Source organism: Noviherbaspirillum sp. UKPF54 (assembly GCF_007874125.1).
In the GTDB taxonomy this organism is placed as follows: domain Bacteria; phylum Pseudomonadota; class Gammaproteobacteria; order Burkholderiales; family Burkholderiaceae_D; genus Noviherbaspirillum.
This window is the reverse complement of the sequence record NZ_CP040128.1, coordinates 4,351,938-4,374,851: the sequence shown is the minus strand read 5'-3', so window position 1 is coordinate 4,374,851 and position 22,914 is coordinate 4,351,938. Positions and strand designations below refer to the sequence as shown.

20 protein-coding genes are annotated in these 22,914 nt (G+C 62.1%); 6 read left to right on the top strand and 14 right to left on the bottom strand.

Features of this window, described 5'->3' with window-relative positions; translation table 11 throughout:
* Nucleotides 1-36: 36 nt before the first annotated feature.
* Both FAY22_RS20205 and FAY22_RS20200 read left to right on the top strand, forming a co-directional pair.
* A complete protein-coding gene (locus FAY22_RS20205; RefSeq protein WP_146332525.1) occupies nucleotides 37-2,664 on the top strand; it encodes a bifunctional diguanylate cyclase/phosphodiesterase in 2,628 nt (875 codons plus the stop codon).
* Between the two features lie 177 nt (nucleotides 2,665-2,841).
* Nucleotides 2,842-4,467 (top strand): methyl-accepting chemotaxis protein, encoded by a 1,626-nt coding sequence (locus FAY22_RS20200; protein WP_146332523.1) that lies wholly within the window; start codon nucleotides 2,842-2,844, stop codon nucleotides 4,465-4,467.
* A 17-nt stretch (nucleotides 4,468-4,484) separates the two neighbouring features.
* Here FAY22_RS20200 and FAY22_RS20195 read toward each other — a convergent pair whose 3' ends face one another.
* Entirely contained in the window at nucleotides 4,485-4,991 is a 507-nt protein-coding gene (locus FAY22_RS20195; protein WP_146332521.1) for a hypothetical protein, read from the bottom strand.
* Between the two features lie 239 nt (nucleotides 4,992-5,230).
* On the opposite strand from FAY22_RS20195, the gene FAY22_RS20190 reads away from it, so the two are divergent.
* Together FAY22_RS20190 and FAY22_RS20185 are read left to right on the top strand one after the other, a co-directional pair.
* Nucleotides 5,231-6,424: a hypothetical protein gene (locus FAY22_RS20190; protein ID WP_146332519.1), complete on the top strand. Its 1,194-nt coding sequence runs from the start codon at nucleotides 5,231-5,233 to the stop codon at nucleotides 6,422-6,424.
* Between the two features lie 304 nt (nucleotides 6,425-6,728).
* Nucleotides 6,729-7,133 (top strand): bacteriohemerythrin, encoded by a 405-nt coding sequence (locus tag FAY22_RS20185; protein WP_168204899.1) that lies wholly within the window; start codon nucleotides 6,729-6,731, stop codon nucleotides 7,131-7,133.
* A gap of 29 nt (nucleotides 7,134-7,162) precedes the next feature.
* On the opposite strand, the gene FAY22_RS20180 is transcribed toward FAY22_RS20185, so the two are convergent.
* The 12 genes from FAY22_RS20180 to FAY22_RS20125 all read right to left on the bottom strand — a co-directional run bounded on the left by FAY22_RS20180 (nucleotide 7,163) and on the right by FAY22_RS20125 (nucleotide 20,098).
* Entirely contained in the window at nucleotides 7,163-8,248 is a 1,086-nt protein-coding gene (locus FAY22_RS20180) for a chemotaxis response regulator protein-glutamate methylesterase (RefSeq protein ID WP_146332515.1), read from the bottom strand.
* 26 nt (nucleotides 8,249-8,274) lie between these two features.
* On the bottom strand, nucleotides 8,275-8,757 hold the full coding sequence (locus tag FAY22_RS20175) for a chemotaxis protein CheD (protein WP_210411858.1): 483 nt from the start codon (nucleotides 8,755-8,757) through the stop codon (nucleotides 8,275-8,277).
* Nucleotides 8,758-8,761: 4 nt separating this feature from the next.
* Complete coding sequence (locus FAY22_RS20170; protein WP_146333555.1) at nucleotides 8,762-9,562, bottom strand: protein-glutamate O-methyltransferase CheR; 801 nt, start codon at nucleotides 9,560-9,562, stop codon at nucleotides 8,762-8,764.
* Nucleotides 9,563-9,622: 60 nt separating this feature from the next.
* Complete coding sequence (locus FAY22_RS20165) at nucleotides 9,623-10,165, bottom strand: chemotaxis protein CheW (protein ID WP_146332513.1); 543 nt, start codon at nucleotides 10,163-10,165, stop codon at nucleotides 9,623-9,625.
* 11 nt (nucleotides 10,166-10,176) lie between these two features.
* Nucleotides 10,177-12,087, bottom strand: coding sequence for a methyl-accepting chemotaxis protein (locus tag FAY22_RS20160; protein ID WP_146332511.1), 1,911 nt, complete (start codon nucleotides 12,085-12,087; stop codon nucleotides 10,177-10,179).
* Nucleotides 12,088-12,231: 144 nt separating this feature from the next.
* A complete protein-coding gene (locus tag FAY22_RS20155; protein ID WP_146332509.1) occupies nucleotides 12,232-12,759 on the bottom strand; it encodes a chemotaxis protein CheW in 528 nt (175 codons plus the stop codon).
* Between the two features lie 11 nt (nucleotides 12,760-12,770).
* A complete protein-coding gene (locus tag FAY22_RS20150) occupies nucleotides 12,771-14,264 on the bottom strand; it encodes a methyl-accepting chemotaxis protein (protein WP_146332507.1) in 1,494 nt (497 codons plus the stop codon).
* Between the two features lie 25 nt (nucleotides 14,265-14,289).
* Entirely contained in the window at nucleotides 14,290-15,936 is a 1,647-nt protein-coding gene (locus tag FAY22_RS20145; RefSeq protein ID WP_146332505.1) for a methyl-accepting chemotaxis protein, read from the bottom strand.
* Nucleotides 15,937-16,004: 68 nt separating this feature from the next.
* On the bottom strand, nucleotides 16,005-18,173 hold the full coding sequence (locus tag FAY22_RS20140; protein ID WP_146332503.1) for a chemotaxis protein CheA: 2,169 nt from the start codon (nucleotides 18,171-18,173) through the stop codon (nucleotides 16,005-16,007).
* A 12-nt stretch (nucleotides 18,174-18,185) separates the two neighbouring features.
* A complete protein-coding gene (locus tag FAY22_RS20135) occupies nucleotides 18,186-18,533 on the bottom strand; it encodes a lipid asymmetry maintenance protein MlaB (protein WP_146332501.1) in 348 nt (115 codons plus the stop codon).
* 36 nt (nucleotides 18,534-18,569) lie between these two features.
* Complete coding sequence (locus FAY22_RS20130) at nucleotides 18,570-18,938, bottom strand: response regulator (RefSeq protein ID WP_146332499.1); 369 nt, start codon at nucleotides 18,936-18,938, stop codon at nucleotides 18,570-18,572.
* Nucleotides 18,939-18,946: 8 nt separating this feature from the next.
* Nucleotides 18,947-20,098: a methyl-accepting chemotaxis protein gene (locus FAY22_RS20125; protein ID WP_146332497.1), complete on the bottom strand. Its 1,152-nt coding sequence runs from the start codon at nucleotides 20,096-20,098 to the stop codon at nucleotides 18,947-18,949.
* Nucleotides 20,099-20,535: 437 nt separating this feature from the next.
* On the opposite strand from FAY22_RS20125, the gene FAY22_RS20120 reads away from it, so the two are divergent.
* The gene (locus tag FAY22_RS20120; RefSeq protein ID WP_246860587.1) at nucleotides 20,536-21,222 is read left to right on the top strand and encodes a diphthine--ammonia ligase; all 687 of its coding nucleotides are present in this window, start codon (nucleotides 20,536-20,538) and stop codon (nucleotides 21,220-21,222) included.
* A gap of 116 nt (nucleotides 21,223-21,338) precedes the next feature.
* Nucleotides 21,339-22,223: an EamA family transporter RarD gene (gene rarD, locus FAY22_RS20115; protein WP_146332495.1), complete on the top strand. Its 885-nt coding sequence runs from the start codon at nucleotides 21,339-21,341 to the stop codon at nucleotides 22,221-22,223.
* A 63-nt stretch (nucleotides 22,224-22,286) separates the two neighbouring features.
* Here rarD and FAY22_RS20110 read toward each other — a convergent pair whose 3' ends face one another.
* On the bottom strand, nucleotides 22,287-22,904 hold the full coding sequence (locus FAY22_RS20110; RefSeq protein ID WP_146332493.1) for an OmpW family protein: 618 nt from the start codon (nucleotides 22,902-22,904) through the stop codon (nucleotides 22,287-22,289).
* Nucleotides 22,905-22,914: the final 10 nt, after the last annotated feature.

Below are 22,914 nucleotides of genomic sequence, written 5' to 3'. Positions count from 1 at the left end.
GCACATAGATTCACACTGATATAGAGGACTCGCACCATGCGAGGTATATATAAAACGATTTCCAGGGTGCTCGGCAGCCTGCGGGGATTTGTGTTCCTGTCCACCGTCAGCGTCGCGCTGCTGGTATTCCTGGGCGCGACCTTCGCGTCGTCGATTCTTTACGAAAAGCTGCTGGAGGAACGCTCGCGCGCCACCTCGGAAGAAGTCGCGGCGCAAAACCGCAACGCGATCTACCAGGTGCTGCGCAGCGGCGGCCTGCGCAGCCAGATCGACGAAGCAGCCGCGGCCAGCCGTTACGCCTTTCCCAGCTTCGTCGAACGCATCGACGTCTACCGCAGCGATGACGTGGCCGCCCTCTACGGCCGAGCCGGCACGCCGCTGCCGCCGGACCTGGCGCAGCAGGTGCTGCACGACGGCAGGAACGCCGTCGCGACGACCGGCGACCAGATCCGCTACCTGTATCCGGTGCGTGCCGAGGGCGAGTGCCTGGGTTGCCACGCCAATGCCAAGGCCGAAGACGTGCTCGGCGTGATCGATATCCGCCACAAGCTCGAGCCGGTGGCGGGCACCGTGCGCGGCTATTACGTCGCGCTGTTTCTGGCCCTGGGCACGCTGGTGCTGGTGGCGGCCGGCGCCTTGACCTCGTGGGTCGCGCACCGGCTGGAGCGCTCGGCCTACCTGTTCAAGCGCGAGGTCGAGTCGTTCAACACGATCAAGGATTTCGAGCACTTCGATATCGGCAAGGTCGAGTTCGGCTTCAGCGAATTCAACCAGGCCTTCGAGCACGTGGCGCTACTGGTGGACAAGATCAAGAGCGTCGCGGTCGACAAGGGCGTGCTCGAATTCGAGATCCGGCTGCTGGAAAAATTCATCATCACCTCCAACGTGGTACGCGACTGGCGCGAATTCATCCAGAACCTGCTACTGGAAATCAATCCGATCATCGAGGCCTACGCGCTGGTGACGATTTTCCGGGTGGAGGAAGAAGCCTACGAATGCGAAGTGTTCTGGCGCAACCGGCCCAGCGACAACACGGTGCGGCTGCTGGAACGCATCCTGCGCCAGCAGATTCGCGAGTACTCGCTGCTGCACGGCGCCAGCCTGCTCAACATCGTGCACAACATCGCCGACGACAAGCACACCCTGCCCGAACTGAGCCTGCGCGACATCGAGCTGCAGACCAAGACGCTGCTGCTGGACACGCCCAAGATCGGCGGCATCGTCGGCATCGGCGTGCAGTCGACCATGGCGCAGGACAACGTGCGGCACATGGTCATCGGCAGCATCCTGACCACGCTCCTGAACCTGGTCGGCTCGGTCAAGGCGATCTACAAGTACACCAAGGACCTGGAGCATTACGCCACGCGCGACCCGCTCACCGACCTGTACAACCAGCGCATGTTCTGGGAACTGCTGGGCTACGAGGTCGGGCGCGCCCGGCGACACGAGCAGAAGTTCGCCGTGATGATGCTCGACATGGACAACTTCAAGACCATCAACGACCGCTTCGGCCATCATTTCGGCGACGCCTTCCTGCAATCCTTCGCCAAGCTGCTGCAAAAGGCAGTACGCAACGGCGACCTGCTGGCGCGCTACGGCGGCGACGAATTCTGCATCATCCTGCCGGAAGCGTCCGAGACCCAGGCGTACGTGGTGGCGCAGCGCATCGGCGAGATGCTCGAGGAATTTTCGATGGACACGCCCGACGGCATCAAGCTCAAGGCCACCACCTCGATCGGCATCGCCATCAGCCCCGACCACGGCGAGAATCCCAAGGACTTGTTCCTGGTCGCGGACAACATGATGTACAAGGCGAAGAGCGCCGGCAAGAACGCCATCGCCATCCCGAACGAGGACGAGATGGCCGAAGTGTTCCGGAAAGCCGGCGAAAAGTCGCTGATGATCCAGAACGCGCTCGACGAACACCGCATCGTGCCGTTCTTCCAGCCGATCTGCGACACCGCGACCGGCGAGATCGTGATCCACGAGCTGCTCATGCGCATCCAGCTCGACGACGAGATCGTGACCGCCAACGATTTCATCGAACAGGCCGAGAGCATGGGCATCGCCCACAAGATGGATTACCAGCTGATCGAAAAGGCGTTCACCCAGGTCAAGGAGCAGGGCTACCAGGGCATGCTGTTCGTGAACCTGTCGCCCAAGGCCTTGATCGTCGGCGAATTCGCCGCGCGCGTAAGCCGGCTGGCCGAGCAGTTCGAGATCGAACCGAGCCGCATCGTGTTCGAGATCACCGAGCGGGAAACGGTGCGCAACCTGACCCTGCTCGAAAAGTTCGTGCTCGACGTGAAGATGCAGGGCTTTTCCTTCGCGATCGACGACTTCGGTTCCGGCTTCTCCTCGTTCCAGTACATCAAGCGCTTCCCGGTCGACTACATCAAGATCGAGGGCGAGTTCATCCGCAACATGCTGCATGACGAGGTCTACCTCGCCTTCATCAAGAGTATCGTGACCCTGGCCAAGGAACTGAAGATCAAGACCGTCGCCGAATTCGTGGAAGATGCCGACGTGCTGGCCGCGGTCGGCCGCCTGGGAATCGATTATGCCCAGGGCTACCATATCAGCCGGCCCTCGCCGCAGATGCACGTTCGCGGCACGCCAGGCAGCGCCCAACCGATATTGCAAGTCGGAAATAAATTATCCTGAATCAAGGAATTGAAGGCGAGCACGGCCTATGCTGGCCTCATCAGCCGCCAGATTCGGTGACTGGATACACATAAAATAAGCGCGCCCCATTGCGGCATGCATGGCGGCTCCATGAGTTGCGGAGACAAGAGGCGCCGGCGGCGTCCGGCGAAGACCTAACGCAACCATGGGGGCGCCATGAAATCGCGCATCTCCAACAGGAATATCTGGGTGCAGCTGCTGCTGACCATCGGTGTCGCGCTGCTGGTGGTCTGGTCCGGGGTGATCGTCTGGCAGGACCATGTCTATCGCAAGGCCGCGATCGAACAAGCGAACGACTTTTCCCTCAGCATGCACGACGCCACCATGGCCGGGCTGACCGGCATGATGGTGACCGGCACCGTGCAGCAGCGCGACGTGTTCCTCGACCAGGTCAAGCAGCTGGGCACCATCCGCGACCTGCGCGTGATCCGCGGCGACGCGGTCAGCAAGGTGTTTGGCGCGGGCAATGCCAAGGATCAGTTCACACCGGACGAGGCCGAACTCAAGGTATTGCAAAGCGGCAGGGAAGTCGTGCAAATCGAGTCCGACAGCCGCGGCGAATACCTGCGCGCGGTGCGCCCCGCGCTGGCGAAGAAGAACTCGCTCGGCAAGGACTGCACCGCCTGCCACCAGGTGCCGGAAAACACGGTATTGGGCGCGGTCAGCATGAAGCTCTCGCTCGACCACGTCAACGCCGGCCTCGCGCAGCAGCGCCTGAAATCGATCCTGGCCGCCGTCATCACCTGCATTCCGGTGCTGCTGCTGATCTATCCCTTCATTCACCGCGTCGTCACCAAGCCGCTGGAAAAAGGCGTGCAGGTGGCGCGCGGCATCGCCACCGGCGACCTGACCCAGGACATCACGATCGATTCGCACGATGAAATCGGCACCCTGCTGCAGGCGCTAAAGGACATGAACGACAGCCTGGTGGGCATCGTGCGCCAGGTACGCGAAGGCAGCGACGCGATTTACGGCGCATCGCGCGACATTGCCAGCGGCAACGCGGACTTGGCATCGCGCACCGAGCTGCAGGCCGGCTCGCTCGACAAGACCGCCGCCTCGATGGAACGCCTGACCGGCGCGGTCAGGCAAAATGCCGAGCACGCGCGGCAAGCCAACCAGCTGGCCGAGTCCGCGTCGGAAGTGGCGGCCAAGGGGGGCGCTGCGGTAGCGCGCGTGGTGGAAACCATGGACCGGATCAGCGAGTCCTCGCGCAAGATCTTCGACATCATCGGCGTGATCGACGGCATCGCCTTCCAGACCAATATCCTGGCGTTGAACGCGGCGGTGGAAGCGGCCCGCGCCGGCGAGCAGGGGCGCGGCTTCGCGGTGGTGGCGTCCGAAGTGCGCAACCTGGCGCAACGCTCGGCGGCCGCTGCCAAGGAAATCAAGGCGCTGATCGGCGGCTCGGTCGAGCAGGTCCGGGATGGCACCACACTGGTGCACCGGGCAGGCGCCACCATGCAGGAAGTCGTCGTCAGCATCAAGCACGTGACCGACATCATGGGCGAAATCGCCGCAGCCGGCACCGAGCAGACCGCCGGCATCGAGCAGGTCAACCAAGCGCTCATCGAGATGGACGCCGTGACCCAGCAGAACGCGGCGCTGGTGGAGCAGGCGGCGGCCGCCTCCGAATCGCTGCAGGACCAGGCAGGGCAGCTGGAGCGGCTGGTCGGCGTGTTCAAGCTGGCCGCAGCGCCCGCATCCACCGCAACAAGCGCGCCGGCGTCCGGCCCCGCCCGGCGGCAGGAACTGAAGCTCGTCGCGACCAGGCGTGCCTGAGCGACGGGCACGCGCCGCTACTGCAGCTTGCTGTCTTCCTGTTTGGCATCCCGCATCGCCTCCGGCTCCAGTTCTTCGGCGAAGCGGTTCAGCCGCACGAATACGCCCCAGCCAGCCAGAAGCACGCCGACCGCGCCCAGGATGCTGGCCGCATGCGGCAGCAAGGCAATGCTTTCATGCACCGCCTTGAAAGCCGCCACCATCCCCTCGACGGCCAGCGCAACCACGATGACCACCATGAAGCGCGATAGATAGCGCCGCACCCGCGTCGGCGCGCTGACGTGCGCGGAGCGGATGACTTCCTCCTCGCCGATGGTCTGCGCGATCTGGACCGCCACCACGGCCACCGCCAGCAGGCCGACCGCCTCGATCACCCCCATCGCGCCTTGCGGGCTCAGGCCGTCCTGCTGCAAGGCATGCCACCCGGTGTTGGCGCTGATGACGATTAGCACCAGGGCGGCGCCGACGAAGAAGACGGTGATGACGGTGTAGATGACCACAGACAGGCGTATGAGCGCTTTCATGGAGTCTTTGTCGGAGAGATGGGCTTGCTTGTTCAGGTTGTCCATCGCACGAAAAAGTTTCCGGGAAATTGGATTGATTTATCCCAACGCGGAGTCATGCAGCGGGAATAGTCCGCGAACACCGAAGCCTGTTCATCGTCTGAACTGATGCTCGGGGATGCGAACTCGTTTTCCTGCCGGGCTGCAGTTACCTGCAATGCGCTGCCATTACCAGCAAGCTTCCAGCCAGCGAGGTCCCCATGCCGCTTCACGCCAGAAAAGCGATATCCATCTCCCTTGCCCTCCTACTGGCCGCGTGCGGCGGCGGTGGCGATTCAACACCGGCCGGACCATTCGGCGGCGGCACCAGCAGCAGCGGCAACACGCCTGCCGCGCCGGGTTCGACACCCAGCGGAAGTGGGGGCGACACCACCGGCACCCAGCCGTCGAGCCCGCAAGCCGGATCGACGCCCGCCGGCAACAGCGGTTCCGCCACCGAGAATACCGCGTTTCAGCTGGATGCCACGGCGCGGTTCAACTTGCCGAGCGATATCGTGGCCGACAATGCAGGCAACCTGTTCGTGATGGACCGCGGCAACCAGGCTGTGCGCAAGATCGCCGCCAATGGCGATGTCAGCACGCTTCCCGGCAGCTATGCCGCCAGGACCACGCTGGCCATCAGCCCCTCCGGGCAATTATTCATTCTGACCGGCACCGATATTTACAAGGTCGGGGCCGATGGCGGCAAGACGCTGGTAAAAAGCTACCCACAATCGCCGGGAAGCTATGCTCCGCTCGACATTGCCATCGATGGCCAGGAACGCGTTTATGTGCTGCTGGAGTACAGGAATATCTTCCGGATCAGCCGCCTCAACGCAGACAATTCGGAAACCGGCGTGTACTACGTCAACTCTTTCGGCAGCGTCACCCATATCGCCAGCGACGCCGCGGGGAACCTGGCCGTCGGCGTTTCTGCCGCGGGCGGCCCGGCGGTTTCCGCCGACGGCAGCGGCATCAACGTGAGCCATGTCGACCTCGTACCGCTGTCGGCACAATCGGAGGCGAACGCACCGTCGCCAGGCGTCGTGCACCGGCCGGTCGACGACATTTACGTATCCGGGAAAATGGCCTTCGATGCGACAGGAAACCTCTTTCTGACAGGCGCCCGCTATGGCACGGCAACCACGGCTGGCAGCCTGCTCGCGACCGCGATGAAGGTCGGCAAGCTGGCAGCGGATGGAACGGTGACCACCGTCTTGAACGGCTTTCCCAACGGGGATGACACGCCGCGCCAGATTGCGGCCGATTTTGCCGTCAATCCCGGCATTGCGGCGGACAAGAATAGCAACCTGTACCTCGCCGATCCATTCGACCAGGCGATCTATCGGCTGACTGCCTCCGGTGCGCCGATCCTGATCGCCGGCAAGCCCGGCGAGGCGGGCAACGCCGATTAAGGCTTGGCACGCGTTTATCACAAGCGCCGGCAAGCGCGCATTCAATCCCTGGCTTGCCTGTTCGATGCAGCCAGTCAGGGGTGTGCTCACTTCCTCCCTCTTGGACCGCGCCCTTGAAAGCGCATGCCCTTGGCTCCCGCATCAAGCGTCTTGACATGAGTCAAGCATTTCCGGATATCCCATAAACAGGGGGTTTTTCCCTCTTCCAAGGTCGCGTACTGTCACTTCCGCTTGATTTTAGTCAAGAAAAGCCCGGATTCTTGATCCGATGCCGGGTGTGAAATCGCTCAACATGGAGAAAGATATGGCGTACTTTGCATGGACTGATGAATTACAGGTCGGAAATTCATTTATCGATAGCGACCATCAAAAGCTCATCAGCCTGTTAAATCAGCTTCACGAAGCCATGGCGCAAGGCCAGGGCAAGAATATCCTGGGAAAAATCCTCGACGAACTGATCCGCTATACGCGCGAACACTTCAAGCGTGAAGAAGACCACATGCAAAAAATCCGCTATGCCGACTTCGCCGCGCACAAGCAGGAACACGACAAGCTGATCAAGGAGGTGGTCGATTTACAGGCGAAATTCAATGCCGGCAACGGCATGCTGTCCGTTCAGGTATCCGGCTTCCTGCGCAACTGGCTGATCAACCACATCATGAAGACGGACAAGCTGCTTGCCTCCGCCCTCAAACAGGCTGCGGCGTAAGCCCAGGCCGGCGCAACCCCCGGCCGCCGTCACCCGGCGAACTTCGCCAGCTGCTGAAGAATTTCCTTGTCGATCGCGTTCAGGGGCACGGTCTTTTCCACCGCGCCGCGCTTGACCGCTTCCTTCGGCATGCCATACACCACGCAACTCTGCTCATCCTGCGCCACGGTGCGCGCGCCGGCCTTTTTCATCTCCAGGAGGCCGGCCGCGCCGTCGTCGCCCATGCCGGTCATGATGACGCCCAGCGCGTTGGCGCCGGCCGCTTTCGCCACCGAGCGGAACAGCACATCGACCGAGGGCCGGTGCCGGTTGACCAGCGGGCCGTCGACCACTTCGACGTAGTACTGCGCGCCGTTGCGGCGCATCAGCATGTGCTTGCCGCCGGGGGCGATCAGCGCGCGGCCCGGCAGCACTCGGTCGTTGTTCTGCGCTTCCCTGACCTCGATCTGGCAGATGCTGTTGAGGCGGTCAGCAAAGGCGGCGGTGAATTTTTCCGGCATGTGCTGCACGATCACGATCCCCGGCGACACGCGCGGCAGCGCAGTCAGCACTTCTTCCAGCGCCTGGGTGCCGCCGGTGGAAGTGCCTATCGCCACCACCCGCTCGGTGGTCTGCGTCATCGCGTTGCCGTCGGCGGGCGCCAGGATCACGTCGGCGCTGTGCTTGGCCACCACCGGCAATGGCGCATGCTGGCGCGAGACCAACCGTTTCACATTGGCGCGGGCGGCGGCGCGCACGGCGCCGATCAACTCATCGGTGCTGTCGTTCAGGAACTGCTTGAGCCCGAGCCTGGGCTTGGTGATGATCGCCACCGCCCCGGCGGCCAGCGCCTCCATCGTCGTTTGCGCCCCCTTTTCGGTGAGCGTCGAGCAGATCACCACCGGCGTGGGGCGCTCGCTCATGATCTTCTTCAGGAAGGTGATGCCGTCCATGCGCGGCATTTCCACGTCCAGCACGATCACGTCCGGCCACTGCATCTTCATGCGTTCCATCGCCAAAAGCGGGTCGGCCACCGCGTGGATAACCTTGATGCCGGGCGCGGCATCGAGCAAGGCGGTCATTACCTGGCGCACCACGGCGGAATCGTCCACGACCAATACTTTGATGCTGTCCATGCGCAGTATCTCTTCTACAGGTTGCTTCAGGCAGGCTTGATCTGGCGCGACCAGACGTTGCCGCTGCTTACATCGAAAATGATTTGGCGGTGACCGACGCCGAACAGGCTTTCGGACACGATGGAAATGCCGTGCGAATACAACAGGTCGCGCGCCATTACGCCGTTTTTCTTACCCACGTTGATCCCGGCGGTCCGCATATTCCCCGGGAACATGTCGCCGCCGCCGAAGACCTTGCCCTGGCATTCCGACGGCGCCACGCCGGCACGGTCCAGTTCGCGCAGCATCAACCACATCGCTTCCTCGCCGTAACGCGCGTCGAGCTCGACTGCCGGCCGTGCCGGGCGCCGCGCCAGCAAAAAGTGGGACATCGCGCCCACCTTGGCGACCGGATGCCAGAGCGTGATCGAAACGCAGGAGCCGAGCAGCGTGCGGATGCGGTAATCGGCATCGCCGACGAAATACTCGCCCGGCTGCAGGAAGACGTCGATCACCGCTTTCTTCGTCATGTGTTCAGGACTTGCGGTAGACGGACGGCATCACCGGCTGCACCAGGTCGGTGACGCCATGCAGGCTTTCCGAATGGCCGATGAAGAAGAGCCCGCCCGGCCTGAGCAGCGACAGCACGCGCGCCACGACCTGCTGTTTCGTGGCGCCGTTAAAGTAGATCATCACATTACGCAGGAAGATCACGTCGAAGGTGCCGAGCTGCGGCAGCGGCGCGTTCAGGTTCACCTGCAGGAACTGCACGCGGCTGCGCAGGCCACGCTCGACCAGCAGCGTTCCCTGCTCGCTGCCGGTTCCCTTCAGGCAGAAGCGCCGCAGGTAGCTCATCGGGACATGCGTGGTGCGCTCCAATGGATAGTGGCCGGTACGCGCCCGTGTCAGCACGCGCGTGCTGATGTCCGAGCCGATCACGTCCCACTGCCCTTCTTCCATCACATCCGCCAGCACCATCGCGATGCTGTACACCTCCTCGCCGCTGGAGCAGGCCGCGCTCCACACGCGCAGCGGCTGGCCGCGCATGCGCATGGCACGCGCCTGCTCGCGCAGCAGGTCGAAATGCTTCGGCTCGCGGAAAAAATAAGTCTCGTTGGTGGTCAGCAGGTCGACTGCCATCTGCACCTCGGCATCGGCCTTGCCACTCGCGAGCAGGCGGAAGTAATCGCCGTAACTGTTCAGATGACAGTGCTGCACGCGCTTGGCCAGCCTTCCGCTGACCAGCGCCTTCTTGGCCGGCGACAGGCTGATGCCGGCTGCATCGTAGATGAAACGCTGGAACTGGGTGAATTCCTGATCGGTGATTGCGACGATGTTTGACACTGCTACCTCTGTTTCTTCGCCCTGCTCCCGTCTGCGGGAGCGGGGCCTTCCTTATGCGACGCTTGGCGCGTCCGCGGCAAGCTCAACCAGCGCACCTACCTCCTCCGCCGACAGCACGTTGTCGACGTTGAGCAGGATGACGAACTTGCCGCCCACCTTGCCCATGCCGGCGATGAAGTCAGTGCGGATCTTCGCGCCAAAGCTCGGCGCCGGTTCGATCTGCGACGCCGGAATCTCCAGCACCGCGTTGACCGCATCGACCATCACCCCCACCACCTGCTGCTCGCCGCCCGCCTCGATCTCCACGATCACGATGCAGGTGCGCTTGCCGACTTCCGTGGCCCGCCGCCCGAAGCGCGACGACAAGTCCATCACCGGCACCACCGCGCCGCGCAGGTTGATCACCCCGCGTATACAGTCAGGCATCATCGGCACCGCCGTCACGCCGCCGTACTCGATGATTTCCTTCACCGCCAGGATGCCGATCGCGAACACTTCCCCGCCCAGCATGAAGGTCAGGTATTGCGCGTGGTCGTCCGCCGCCGCGCTCGCCACGCCCGCCTGCCTGCTGCCAGTCTGAATCAACTCGGCCATGGTTTCACCTCTTAAAAACGGGTGAAGTGGGTTTCATCCGGCATGCCGACGGCGGAAACCGTCTGGCCGATGATTTTTTTCGCAGTGCCCGGCTTCATCGCTGCGGCCTTGAATGCTTTCCCCTCGGCGGTCGCCCGCATGCTTTGTCCACCCTGCAGCTTGAAAAACGCCATTGTCTGCTGCAGCTGCTCGGCTTGCCCGCTCATCTCTTCGGCGGTCGCCGCCAGCTCTTCCGAGCTCGATGCATTCTGCTGCGTGGTCTGACTGAGCTGATTCACCGCCGCGTTGATCTGCCCCACTCCGGAAGACTGCTCTTCGGATGCCGCCGTGATTTCCTGCACCAGGTCCGACGTCTTCTTGATACTCGGCACCATCTCGTCAAGCAGCTTGCCCGCCTTTTCCGCCAGGGCCACGCTGTTGGTCGCCACTTCGCCGATTTCCTGCGCCGCCACCTGGCTGCGCTCGGCCAGCTTCCTCACTTCCGCCGCCACCACCGCGAACCCCTTGCCATGCTCGCCGGCGCGCGCCGCCTCGATCGCCGCATTCAAGGCCAGCAGGTTGGTCTGATAGGCGATGTCGTCGATGATGCCGATCTTCTTGGCAATCTGATTCATCGCCGATACCGTTTCCTTGACTGCCTCGCCGCCTTCTGCCGCTTCCTGGGCCGCCTTCGCCGCCATGCCATCGGTGACTTTCGCGTTCTCGGTGTTTTGCGCAATCGATGACGTCATCTGCTCGATCGAGGCGCTGGTTTCCTCCACCCCGGCCGCCTGTTCGCTTGCCGACTGCGACAGCGACTGCGCCGTTGCGCTAACTTCTTCCGAAGCGCTGGCCAGCGCGTCAGCCGCACCGTTGACATCTGCCACCACCTGCGACAGCTTGTCGACCGTGTTGTTGGCGTATTCCTTCAACTTGCCGAACTCGCCTTCGTATGACTTGTCGATGCGCTTGGTCAGGTCCCCCTCGGACATGGCGCCCATCACCCGCACCACATCCTCGATGCTCGCACCGGTGGTCGTCACCAGCTGGTTCAGGCCCTCACCCATCTCTTTCTGGAACCCCTGCAATCCATTCAGCTCGATGCGCGCATCGAAGTTGCCGCGGTTGGCAGCTTCCACTACGCGCTTTTGTCCATCGATCACTTGTGTGAGCTTTCCCACCATATTCCGCATGGCACGCAAGAGCTGGCCGGTTTCATCGCCGGACGTCGACGCAATCGTGATAGACAGGTCGCCGGCTTCAAGCTTGTTGGCGGCCTGCACCGCCTGGCCCAAGGGCTGGGTAATGCCGCGTGTAATCCACCAGGCCGTGACAAGCGCCAGCAGAAGGGAAATGGCCGAGAGCGCAAACATTAATGTGCGCGTGGAGCTATATTGCTCTGCGGCCGTCTTGCCAGCCGCATCGACCAGGCCGCTCTGGAACTTGATCATCTCATTAATGCTTGCCTGGTATGCCGCCAGAATCGGGCGCAGTTCATTGACGAGGAAAAGCTTGGCCTCATCGAACTTTCCCTCCTCGGCCAGCTTGACGATCTTTTCCTGTCCAGCAACATAGCGCTCGCGCTCTGTCTTGACTATTTTCAGGAGCTCCTCGCCACGCGGCAGGGCGATGAGCCTGGCCAGCTCCCCGAACTTTTCCGCGCCGGTTTTACGGAGTTCCAGGATGTGCTCGACCTGCTTTTTCTGGTCATCCTTGTTTGGCGTGAGCAGCATGTTGCGTATTGCGATGGCGATGCCGTCGGCGCTTTTGCTCAGCTCGTTGGCCGTTACCGTCTTGGGCCATTTGTCGCTGACGATGTCATGCAGCGAGTCATTCATGCTGCTCAGCTTGAGCATGCCGATAGTCGTCATCATCATCATCAAGACAACCAGCGCGCCAAATCCGGCACCCAGACGGGTGCCGATTTTCATACTTTTAAACATATTGTCTCCAATCCCAACTTCCAATCCGCCACCATGACCGCGCGTCATTTCCACGACACTGCGGGTTCACATCCATTATTGTCTTGTTGCCTTGTTTTCTCGCCCTTATTCCCTCCTCTTCGGCCGACGCGAAATCGGGCTTCCTTAATCCACCGCCAATTCCGCCAGCGCCCCCACTTCTTGCGCCGACAGCACGTTGTCGACGTTGAGCAGGATGACGAACTTGCCGCCCACCTTGCCCATGCCGGCGATGAAGTCGGTGCGGATCTGCGCGCCAAAGCTTGGCGCCGGTTCGATCTGCGACGCCGGAATCTCCAGCACCGCGTTGACCGCATCGACCATCACCCCCACCACCTGCTGCTCGCCGCCCGCCTCGATCTCCACGATCACGATGCAGGTGCGCTTGCCGACTTCCGTGGCCCGCCGCCCGAAGCGCGACGACAAGTCCATCACCGGCACCACCGCACCGCGCAGGTTGATCACCCCGCGTATACAGTCAGGCATCATCGGCACCGTCGTCACGCCGCCGTACTCGATGATTTCCTTCACCGCCAGGATGCCGATCGCGAACACTTCCCCGCCCAGCATGAAGGTCAGGTATTGCGCGTGGTCGTCCGCCGCCGCGCTCGCCACGCCCGCCTGCCTGCTGCCAGTCTGAATCAACTCGCCCATGTCTTTCCTCTTTAGAATCTGGAAAAATTCGTCTCGTCCGGTCCGGCCTGCAGCGGCAACCCGGGATTGCGCGCCGTCCGGGCGCCGCTCCTGGCCGCTGCCGGATTGGTTCTGCCAGCCGGCATTTGCGCAACCGGCTCCGCAGCCTTGCCGCCCTCGGTCTTGAAGAAGGCCATCAGTTGGCGCAACTGTTCTGCCTGACTGCTCATTTCCTCGGCAGTTGCCGCCAGCTCTTCCGAGCTCGACGCATTCTGTTGCGCGGTCTGGCTCAACTGGCCGACCGCGCCGTTGATCTGGCCCACGCCGGACGCCTGCTCTTCGGAAGCCGCCGCGATTTCCTGCACCAGGTCGGAAGTCTTCTTAATGCTCGGAACCATCTCGTCGAGCAGCTTGCCAGCCTTTTCCGCCAGTTCCACGCTATTGGTCGCCACCTCGCCGATTTCCTGCGCCGCCACCTGGCTGCGCTCGGCCAGCTTGCGCACTTCCGCCGCCACCACTGCGAAGCCCTTGCCGTGTTCGCCGGCACGCGCCGCCTCGATCGCCGCATTCAGCGCCAGCAGGTTGGTCTGGTACGCGATGTCGTCGATGATGGAAATCTTCTTCGCAATCTGGTTCATCGCCGCGGCGGTCGCCTTCACCGCCTCGCCGCCCTCCATCGCTTCCCGCGCCGCCTTGGTTGCCATGCCGTCGGTGACTTTCGCGTTTTCGGTATTCTGCGAGATCGACGCCGTCATCTGTTCGATCGACGCGCTGGTTTCTTCCACGCCGGCGGCCTGTTCGCTCGATGCCTGCGACAGCGACTGCGCGGTCGCGCTCACCTCGTCGGACGCACTGGCCAGAGAATCGACGACGGCGCGCACCTCGCGTGCAATCTGCGAAATCTGCACTAGGCTGCGCGACATCCAGAACGCCATGAGCAGACCGATCACCACGATGGCCGCGCCGAATGACAGGACCCAGCGCTTGGCCGTTTCGGCGGCTGCCGTCATGCGCTCAGACTGCGCCTTCGTTTCGCTGGCGTTAAGCGCCAGCAAACGCTGCAAGGCGGCGTAGATCGGCTTGTCGGCGCCCTTGATGGCCGCATCCATCTCGGCAACGGTGGAGCCCTTCTCGCGCATCGCGACCAGCTGCCCCATGCTGTCGATGTAGAGCTTGGTGGAATTGTGGATTTCGCTCAGCAGCGCCAGCTCTTCTTGCTGCAGGTTGCCGATTGCACGATAGTCGTCGGCAGCCTTGTCGATCGCCTCCAGCTCGGCGGCGAACTTCTTGTTGTACTCGCCGCCGCGGATCAGATAGTTCTTGAAATTATGGATGGTATTGCCAAGCGCTGTTTCGCCGGCCAGCACCGCATCCTTTTTCGCCATCGTGACCGACTCGACCGCCTTCCATTGCACATTCATCGCGGATAGGTTGATGAAGGCAACCACACCAAGCATGATCGCCAACATCACCAGAATGCCGAACCCGAGTTGCAGGCGTGTTTCCAGTTTCATTTGCTTCAACATGTTGCCTCCCTGTGTTGATGAATGGTCAGAACCTGGTGAAATTCGCCTCATCTATTGCGGGTGCAAGCGCGGCGTTACCTGGCGTTCCCTTGCCGACGGCCTTGCGAAATGACGAGGCTTCGTTCGGCTTGTGCTTCGACTGTACCGCGACGACGCGCTCCGAATTGTCGAGCTTGAAGAAGGACATCAGCTGCTGCAGCTGTTCAGCCTGGCTGCTCATTTCCTCGGCAGTCGCCGCCAGCTCTTCCGAGCTCGATGCATTCTGTTGCGTGGCCTGGCTCAATTGTCCCACCGCCGCATTGATCTGGCCCACCCCGGACGATTGCTCTTCCGACGCAGCCGTGATCTCCTGCACCAGGTCCGAAGTCTTCTTGATGTTCGGGACCATCTCGTCGAGCAGCTTGCCAGCCTTTTCCGCCAGCCCGACGCTGTTGCAAGCCACTTCACCGATTTCCTGCGCCGCCACCTGGCTGCGCTCGGCCAGCTTGCGCACTTCCGCCGCCACCACCGCGAACCCCTTGCCGTGTTCGCCGGCACGCGCCGCTTCGATCGCCGCATTCAGCGCCAGCAGGTTGGTCTGGTATGCGATGTCGTCGATGATGCCGATCTTCTTGGCGATCTGGTTCATCGCTTCCACCGTGGCCATCACCGCCTCGCCGCCTTCCATCGCTTCCTTGGCTGCCTTGGCCGCCATGCCGTCGGTGACTCTGGCGTTCTCGGTGTTCTGGGAGATCGATGCCGTCATCTGCTCGATCGAGGCGCTGGTTTCTTCCACGCCCGCGGCCTGCTCGCTCGATGCCTGCGACAGCGATTGCGCGGTGGCGCTCACCTCTTCCGAGGCGCTCGCCAGCGCCTGCGCGCCGCCATTGACTTCGGTAACCACGTGCGACAGCTTGGTCACCATGCTCTTCATGGCATGCAACAGGCTGGATTCATCCTTCGCCTTGATGCGAATATCCAGCGCGAGGTTGCCGGCGGCGACCTCGCGCGCGATTTCGGTGGCGTACGCCGGCTCGCCGCCCAGCTGGCGCAGCAGATTAATCACGATCCAGGTCGACAGCACGACTGCCATCAAGGCGGCGGCGCCCGACATCATGAGGATCGAGTTGCGTGCATCGTGATAGAGCTCATCAGAATCCTTACCGGATTCCTGCATCAATTCGCCCTGATAGCGAATTAACGTGCCCACTGCCTCCATGTAAGCGAGCTGGGCCGGCCGCAACTCGGTCAGCAGCAGGTTTTTCGCTTCGTCCTTTTTGCCGCTTACAGCCAGGGAAATGAATTCCTCCTGATGTACCCGGTATTTGCTGCGCGCATCGAGCATCGCCTTGAGCAGTTCTTTGCCCTTGGCAGAGGTGATGGATTTTTCCAGCTTGTCGATGCTCTCTTTGATATCCGACTTCGCGGTGTCGATCTTCGCGAGCTCTTTCTTGACTGCTTCCGGGTCCGAGAAGATGACAACATTGCGCATCGAACGCGCGATTTGGTTGATATCGCCGATCAGCTCGTAGCTCAACACCACCTTCGGATAGCGGTCGTCGACAATCTTTTTGACACCCTCATCCAGTTTTTCCAGACGCGAGATCCCGAGCCCGGCAATGCCGAGCAATAGCAGAATGACGACGCTGAAACACAAGCCCAAGCGCACACCGATTTTCATATTTTTTAACATACCGCTCCCTTTTTATTGACCTGTCTTTGTTGACATATTCTTGTTGAACGATCTCTGCCGTTACATGCTCAAGCCGCCAGCTGCCTTCGCTCCCTGCCGTCGATTTCCGCAAACAGCGCCGCCACGTCGAGGATGAGCGCCACTTCGCCGCTGCCGAGGATGCTCGACCCGCTGATGCACTTGACCTGGTTGAACATCTTCCCGAGCGGCTTGATGACGGTCTGGAATTCACCGAGCAGGTTGTCGACCACCAGGCCGGCCTTTTGGCCCGCATACTTGACCACCACGATGCTCTCGCGCCGTCCGGCCGGGCCTTCGACGTCGAACAGCTCGCGCAGGCGGATGAACGGCAGCACCTCGCCGCGCAGGTTGGTGTAGTCGTGGCCGGGTTCGCAAGAGAATTCGACGCACTCCTCGATCATGTCCAGCGGCACCACGAAGGTGCTCTTGCCGAGACCGACCATGAAGCCGTCGATGATTGCCAGCGTCAGCGGCAGTCGCACCATCACCGTGGTGCCGATGCCTTCCTCGCTCCTGATCTGCACGCTGCCGCGTAGCGCGACGATGTTGCGCTTGACCACGTCCATGCCGACGCCGCGCCCGGACAGGTTGGTGACTTGCTCGGCGGTGGAAAAGCCGGGCTCGAAGATCAGTGCATAGATTTCGCTGTCGGTCAGCACGCGGCCCAGCTCGATCAGCCCGCGCTCGACCGCCTTGGCCATGATCTTGTCGCGTTTCAGCCCGCCGCCGTCGTCGCTGACCTCGATCACGATGCTGCCGGAGTCATGGTAAGCGTTGAGCTTGACCGTACCTTTGGCCGGCTTGCCGCGCGCGGTGCGCACGTCGGCCGGCTCGATGCCGTGGTCGATCGCGTTGCGCACCAGGTGCGTGAGCGGATCGGCGATCTTTTCCACCACCGTCTTGTCGAGCTCGGTATCTTCGCCGGACACGACCAGGCCGATGTCCTTGCCGATCTCGCGCGACACGTCGTGCACCACGCGCTGGAAGCGATTGAAGGTGGCGCCGATCTTGACCATGCGCAGCTGCAGCGCGGAGTCGCGCACTTCCTCCACCAGGCTCGACAGGGTCGACGTCGCTTCCTGCAGCTCGGCGATCTGGGCGCGGCGCGCGATCAGGTTGGTCGAGGCGCCGGCGATGATCAGCTCGCCGATCAGGTTGATCAGGTGGTCGAGCTTGTCGGCATCGACCCGAATCGAGCGGTTTTCCTGCGCCTTCGAGTCGCTCACCTGTTTCTGCTTGACGAGTGCCGCTTCCACCACGCCCGGCTGCACCGCACGCTGCTCGACCAGGATCGTTCCGATCGGCGGTGCCTTGTCCGGAGAACCCAAGGCTGCCTCGGATTGCGCATTCAGGGCGGCGTCCAGCTCGTGCGCGGTCACGCTGCCGCATTGCACCAGGATTTCGCCGAGGCGCGCCTTTTCCTCGGGCAGCGCCTGGATCAGCTGCACGTATTCGGAGATGCGGCTGTTGGGCGCCAGAATGCTGATGCGGCAGTCGTCACGCACGAACTCGAACACGCTGTCGATGGCGGCCTTGTCGGCGTCGCTCTCGAACGCGATCTCGAAGCCGAGATAGCAGGATTCCGGGTCGATCGCGTCCAGCACCGGCACCGCGTCGGGCAGCGTGACGATGCCGACGATCCTGCCGAGCTTGTTGAGGTAGCGCAGGAAGGACAGCGGGTCCATGCCGTTCTTCAGCACGTCGGTGCCGAAGCGCAGCGAGATGTGCCAGTGGTCGTTGCTGCCGCCCAGGCTCTCGATGCGCTCGACGGTGGCGGCGTCCGGTTCCGGCACGGTGGCCGGCAATACGTTCTTCGGCTTGGCGCCGGCCAGGTACCCGCGCAGCTGCTCGGCCAGCGGCGCGCCGCGCTGCGCCATCGCCTCGTTCGCGTCCAGCCGCCCCGCTTCCACCTCGCCGATCAAGCCGCCGATGTGGTCACAGCAAGCAAGCAGCAGCGCGACCAGCTTGTCGTCGATGCCGAGCTTGCCGTCGCGCAGGCGGTCCAGCACGCTTTCCAGCACGTGCGTGAATTCGACGATATGGTCCAGGCTGAACAGGCCGGACGAACCCTTGATGGTATGCGCGGCACGGAAGATGGCGTGGATCATTTCGCCCTTCTCCGCCGCCGCCTCCACGGCGAGCAGCGCGCTTTCCATGTCTTCCAGCAGTTCGCGGCTTTCGGCGATGAAGGTCTGCAGTGCGTCGTCAAGATTCATTTTCCGCTCCCTTCAATTGGAACTGGATGCCGCAGCCTGCGGCGCCATCACCAGCGGATCGCCGAAGTAGCCGCCCAGATCGAGCAGCTCGAAGGCCTCGACCACGGCGTCGCTGTGCGCCACCAGGTGCAATTCCTTGCCGGCGGCATGCGCCGACTTCTTGGCGGCGATCAGCAGCTGCACGCCGGCGGTATCGATCTCGCCGACCGCGGACAGGTCGATCTCCAGCGCCTCGCTCTGCTGCAGCGCCGCCGCCAGCATCGGCTTGAGTTCGGCAGCCTGGTAAATCGTCATCTCGCCTTCGATACGTAACGGATGCGAAGGACGTGCGCCGTCCTTACGCTCTGTTCCAGCGTTCATGGTGTACTCCGCGAAAAAGGGGGAATGAGAGGAGCGTTAGGGCAGTACCAGCTTCTGCACCGCGTTCAGCAGCAGCTCCGGCTTGAATGGCTTGACCACCCAGGCTTTGGCGCCGGCTGCCTGGCCCTGGCGTTTTTTTGATTCCTCGGATTCGGTCGTGAGCATGATGACCGGCGTGAACTTGTAGGCCGGCATCTTCTTGACCTCGCTGACGAAGGTGATGCCGTCCATCCTCGGCATGTTGACATCGCTGATGATCAGGTGGACTTTCTGTCCGGTGAGCTTGGCGAGCGCGTCGGCGCCGTCGCAGCCTTCCAGCACGTCGTAGCCCGCGCCTTTCAGCGCGATGCCGACCACTTGCCGTAGCGACGCGGAATCGTCGACGATCATGATTGTCTTTGCCATGATTCCCTCTAAAAGAACGTGATTTCGCTGTCTTGTGTTTTCACTGTCTGATGGCCGCCATGGACGGCGCGCTCCTCGGCCATCGCATAGGTGCTGGCCAATTCCTCCAGCAGCTCTTTCGAATCGAGAGGCTGCAGCACGGACTCCTGTTCGAACTTGCGGCTGTTTTGCCGCAGGAATTCGGGCAGGCGCTCGATGTTGTGCTTGACGTGGCTCATGATCTGGCAGACACGGTCCTGGAATTGCAGCTGGACCAGCGCCTCGCCCACTTCCGACTTGATGCCGATGCTTTCTTCCTTGAGCAGGTTGGAGGAATGCACCAGTGCGTCGGTCACTTTGCGGAACTCGGCCAGCACCGCGTCGATGGTGGCCTCGGAGGCAGCCATCGACGTTTCTTCCTGCCGCATCGATTGCTCGGCCGCTTCGCAGGTGGCGATGATGGCGTCGCTGACCAGGCCGACCTTTTCGGTGATGCGCCGTCCGGTTTCGCCGGACTGGTTGGACAGCATGCGCACTTCCTTGGCGACCACCGCAAAGCCGCGTCCCATCTCGCCGGCGCGTGACGCTTCGATGGCGGCATTCAGCGCGAGCAGGTTGGTTTGCGCAGCGATCTGCGCGACTTCCGCCGCCATGCCCTTGAGTTCGGAAATGAATTGTTCGAGGCCGTGGATTTTTTCCAGCATCGCGGCCTTGCTGGTGGTGACCGCCTTGAGCGACGCGATCACCTCGCCCAGTTCCTTCTCGCCCGACGCGAATACCGCGACCAGGCCGGAATGGCGGTCTTCCACCGATTCAGTGGCGCTGCTGGAGGCGCGCACCGCCTGGTCGAGCTTGTCGACGATGCCGGAAAAACGCTGGGCCAGCGACGCGATGGCGCTTTCCATCTGCGACATGGACGACTCGATGTGGCCGCTCCACACCGGCGCCAGCGCTTCGCCGAACTGCTGGCGGCCGGCGATGTAGTTTTCGATGGTATTGCGCACATGCGCACGGGCGGCGACCGCGCGCAGTCCGAGGACGATGCCGCTGCCGGCCAGCGCTGCTGCGCACAGCGCGCTGCCCCAAGACAGCCCGCCGAACCCAAGTACCGCGACGCTGCCCGCAATTCCGAGGGCGACCGGAGCGATCGCATGACCGTGTATATGATCAGGGCGACTCATTGCCCTGCCCTCCTGTTATCAAACGCTCTCGCCGCCGCCGCAATCCTGCAACGACGCAAACAAGCACTTCCTTAATGCTTCATGTCACCTAAAACTCTGCAACCGTTGTTCGGTTTTTTGTTGCAGGCAACTTTAGCGTTCTTGTAACCGGATGTAATTTTTCTTCGTTTCCGAGTGGAAACAATATTAGCAGCGTTGCGCGCTTCCCAATAGCGATTTTTCCCGGAGTGTGTCAATTTTTGATCACAAATAATATTTTTAAAAATCGAACAATTCGTTATAACTCGTGATGCTCAAAATTCTCCCATGTTCATGGGAACCAACAGTGAAATGAAGGTTGCTTTACTTGTTACACCTGTTCATCATGCCCGCTTCACACCGATAACGCCCGCGTGCCGCGGCGTAAATTGCAAGTTACGAAAAGGATATTTATTCCCATGAATCACACGACGATGCCCGATGCACTGGTTTCCTGGAGCGGCGGCAAGGACTCCTGCCTGGCGATGTGGCGCGCGCGCCAGTCGGGCATGACGATCCGCCGCCTGATCACGGCGATGGACGAGGCCGGCGGCGACTCGCGCTCGCACGGCGTTCCGCCGCAACTGCTGCAGGCGCAAGCCGATGCGATCGGCGCCGAGATGCGTTTCTACGCAACCTCATGGAGCAATTACGAAGAAAAATTCATCGCCACGCTGGGCGATGCGCGGCACGACGGCATCACGCAAGCCGTATTCGGCGACATCGACCTGGTGCCGCACCGCGAATGGGAAGAAAAGGTATGTGCCCGGGCCGGCATCACGCCCATCCTGCCGCTGTGGGACGAGCCGCGCCGCGCGCTGGTCGACGAATTCCTGTCGCTCGGTTTTAAGGCCGTGGTCGTCTGCGTCAACGGCAACTATCTCGGCGAGGAATTCGTCGGCCGCGAATTCGACGAAGACTTCCTCGCCGACCTGCCGGCGCACGTCGACGCCTGCGGCGAGAACGGCGAGTTCCACACCTTCGTGTACGACGGCCCGGCGTTTGCGCATCCGGTTTCCTTTCGCCGCCTCGAAAAATGGAGCTGCCGCGCCGAAGCGCCGCTGACGCCGGCCACCTATTTTTTCCAGAAGCTGGGCGCCGCGTAAGCATGCCGCCCGGGCCGCCGACCCGATCGATCGATTGCTGAGATAATTAACGTGCAGCAATACCTATGCTGCGCCGCGCTGCCGGCATATTTCGCCCTTCTCCTGATCGATCCGACATGAATATTGGAATGCTGTACGCCGCTGCCGCCTACGCAGCGTGGGGCTTGTTTCCCGTTTATTTCAAGGCGCTGCAATCGATCGCACCGACCGAAATCCTGATGCACCGCATGCTGTGGTCGCTGCTGTTCCTCGCCATGGTGATCGCATGGCGCCGGCAATGGGCCTGGCTGGGCGATGTCGTGCGCCGCCCGAAAGTGCTGGCCGGCTTTGCCGCGAGCGCGGTCCTATTGTCGAGCAACTGGTTCATCTACATCTGGGCGGTCAACAATGACCGCGTAGTCGATGCCAGCCTCGGCTACTTCATCAATCCGCTGTTCAACGTGCTGCTCGGTTTTCTGATCCTGCGCGAACGGCTGCGCCCGGTGCAATGGACGGCAGTGGCACTGGCGGCGGCCGGCGTGGCATGGCTGACCTGGCAAGGCGGGCAGCTGCCGTGGGTGGCGCTGACGCTGGCCGTCACCTTCGGGCTGTACGGCTTGCTGCGCAAGACGGCTGCGCTGGGCGCGCTGGAAGGATTGGCGCTGGAAACGCTGCTGCTGTTTCCGCTGGCGCTGGCTTACCTGGCCGTGCTGACCCTGCAGGGCAAAAACGGCTTTGCGAGTGCGCCGCTGTCGCTGCAGCTCTTGCTGGCGGCGGCCGGGCCGATCACGGCCATCCCGCTGCTGCTGTTCGCCGCCGGCGCGCGCCGCATCCCGCTGTCGGTGCTCGGCCTGCTGCAATACATCGGCCCGACACTGCAATTGCTGCTGGGCGTATGGCTGTATCACGAACCGTTCGGCGGTGGCCGGATGTTCGGCTTCGCGCTGATCTGGGGCGCGCTGGCCGTATATTCCCTCGAGGGCGTGTGGCGCGTGTGGAGAGGAAAACAGCGCGCGGCATGATGCCGCTTGCAGAAAAAAAGCCGGTCGAACGACCGGCTTTTTCGTTGGGGCGTAGCCTGCCGATCAGAAGCGGTAGCCGACACCCACGCCGACCAGCAGCGGGTCGACTTGCACGTTGCTGATCTTTCCAGCGCCAGATACCGTCACGTCGCTGCGGATCTGCACTTTCTTGACGTCGAGGTTGATCGACCAATTTTTGTCGATCTTGAAATCCACGCCAGCTTGCAGCGCGAGGCCGAAGCTGTTGCGGTCGAGGTCTCCATTACCATTCAACAGGTTCACGTTCGAGATGCGGGTGTAGTTGACACCGGCGCCGACGTACGGGCTGAACTTCGCTTCCGGCGTGAAGTGGTACTGCACGGTCAGGGTCGGCGGCAGGTGCTTGAAGGTGCCGATATCATTGCCATCCAAATAAACAGTGTGTTTTTGCGGATAAGTCAGGATCAACTCAGCCGCGATGTTCGGCGTGAAGAAGTAAGAGATATCCACTTCCGGAATGACCTTGCTGCTGACCGTAATGCGGTCGGCAGCGCCCGTGCCGCCTACTGCGTCGGACTTGTTGGCCGGATCGATATTGACCGCGCGTACGCGTACCAGCCACGGGCTTTGTTGTTGGGCCATCGCTTCCCCGGCGATCATTCCCAGTGCGGCAACGACGAGAGCTACAGCAGTTTTCTTCATGATGCTTTCC

What these genes read in the sequence shown, in the direction of transcription:
- FAY22_RS20205 (WP_146332525.1), top strand. Translation starts at nt 37, where the DNA reads ATGCGAGGTATATATAAAACGATTTCCAGGGTGCTCGGCAGCCTGCGG.
- FAY22_RS20200 (WP_146332523.1), top strand. Translation starts at nt 2,842, where the DNA reads ATGAAATCGCGCATCTCCAACAGGAATATCTGGGTGCAGCTGCTGCTG.
- FAY22_RS20195 (WP_146332521.1), bottom strand. Translation starts at nt 4,991, where the DNA reads ATGAAAGCGCTCATACGCCTGTCTGTGGTCATCTACACCGTCATCACC.
- FAY22_RS20190 (WP_146332519.1), top strand. Translation starts at nt 5,231, where the DNA reads ATGCCGCTTCACGCCAGAAAAGCGATATCCATCTCCCTTGCCCTCCTA.
- FAY22_RS20185 (WP_168204899.1), top strand. Translation starts at nt 6,729, where the DNA reads ATGGCGTACTTTGCATGGACTGATGAATTACAGGTCGGAAATTCATTT.
- FAY22_RS20180 (WP_146332515.1), bottom strand. Translation starts at nt 8,248, where the DNA reads ATGGACAGCATCAAAGTATTGGTCGTGGACGATTCCGCCGTGGTGCGC.
- FAY22_RS20175 (WP_210411858.1), bottom strand. Translation starts at nt 8,757, where the DNA reads ATGACGAAGAAAGCGGTGATCGACGTCTTCCTGCAGCCGGGCGAGTAT.
- FAY22_RS20165 (WP_146332513.1), bottom strand. Translation starts at nt 10,165, where the DNA reads ATGGCCGAGTTGATTCAGACTGGCAGCAGGCAGGCGGGCGTGGCGAGC.
- FAY22_RS20160 (WP_146332511.1), bottom strand. Translation starts at nt 12,087, where the DNA reads ATGTTTAAAAGTATGAAAATCGGCACCCGTCTGGGTGCCGGATTTGGC.
- FAY22_RS20155 (WP_146332509.1), bottom strand. Translation starts at nt 12,759, where the DNA reads ATGGGCGAGTTGATTCAGACTGGCAGCAGGCAGGCGGGCGTGGCGAGC.
- FAY22_RS20150 (WP_146332507.1), bottom strand. Translation starts at nt 14,264, where the DNA reads ATGTTGAAGCAAATGAAACTGGAAACACGCCTGCAACTCGGGTTCGGC.
- FAY22_RS20145 (WP_146332505.1), bottom strand. Translation starts at nt 15,936, where the DNA reads ATGTTAAAAAATATGAAAATCGGTGTGCGCTTGGGCTTGTGTTTCAGC.
- FAY22_RS20140 (WP_146332503.1), bottom strand. Translation starts at nt 18,173, where the DNA reads ATGAATCTTGACGACGCACTGCAGACCTTCATCGCCGAAAGCCGCGAA.
- FAY22_RS20135 (WP_146332501.1), bottom strand. Translation starts at nt 18,533, where the DNA reads ATGAACGCTGGAACAGAGCGTAAGGACGGCGCACGTCCTTCGCATCCG.
- FAY22_RS20130 (WP_146332499.1), bottom strand. Translation starts at nt 18,938, where the DNA reads ATGGCAAAGACAATCATGATCGTCGACGATTCCGCGTCGCTACGGCAA.
- FAY22_RS20125 (WP_146332497.1), bottom strand. Translation starts at nt 20,098, where the DNA reads ATGAGTCGCCCTGATCATATACACGGTCATGCGATCGCTCCGGTCGCC.
- FAY22_RS20120 (WP_246860587.1), top strand. Translation starts at nt 20,536, where the DNA reads ATGAATCACACGACGATGCCCGATGCACTGGTTTCCTGGAGCGGCGGC.
- rarD (WP_146332495.1), top strand. Translation starts at nt 21,339, where the DNA reads ATGAATATTGGAATGCTGTACGCCGCTGCCGCCTACGCAGCGTGGGGC.
- FAY22_RS20110 (WP_146332493.1), bottom strand. Translation starts at nt 22,904, where the DNA reads ATGAAGAAAACTGCTGTAGCTCTCGTCGTTGCCGCACTGGGAATGATC.